Source organism: Actinospica durhamensis (assembly GCF_018139695.1).
Classification (GTDB): Bacteria; Actinomycetota; Actinomycetes; order Streptomycetales; family Catenulisporaceae; genus Actinospica; species Actinospica durhamensis.
This window is the reverse complement of record NZ_JAGSOG010000843.1, coordinates 1-402: the sequence shown is the minus strand read 5'-3', so window position 1 is coordinate 402 and position 402 is coordinate 1. Positions and strand designations below refer to the sequence as shown.

The 402-nt window shown below is 65.4% G+C and carries 1 protein-coding gene; it reads left to right on the top strand.

The genetic code is table 11. The features are described from left to right. On the top strand, window positions 1-402 hold a 402-nt coding region (locus tag KDL01_RS42495), incomplete at both ends, for a Scr1 family TA system antitoxin-like transcriptional regulator (protein WP_212534352.1).

The following is a 402-nucleotide window of genomic DNA, read 5'->3' as shown; positions in this document are numbered from 1 at the left end:
ACCCTGGAGGAAGCCGGGCAGCTGGTCGGCGTATCGAAGGCGACGGTCAGCCGGTATGAGACTCAGGCGGGTCCGGTGAAGTGGATCGTCGTCGACGCGCTGTGCCGCGAGTACGGAGCAACGGACGCCGAGCGGGAGGCCGTCGTAAGGCTGGCCAAGGACGCCAAGCAGCAGGGCTGGTGGAGTTCGTTCGCCGACTCCATCCCGGAGAGCATGAACCTGCTGCTCACGCTGGAGGACGAGGCCGTACGCGAGGACCACTTCTCCTGTGTCTACGTCCCTGGTCTCCTCCAGACCCGCGCCTACAGCACCGCTCTGCAGAAGGCGAACGAGATCCCCCTGGAGCCGACCGAGATCGAACGGTTGGTGGACATCCGCATGAAGCGGCAGGAGATCCTCACC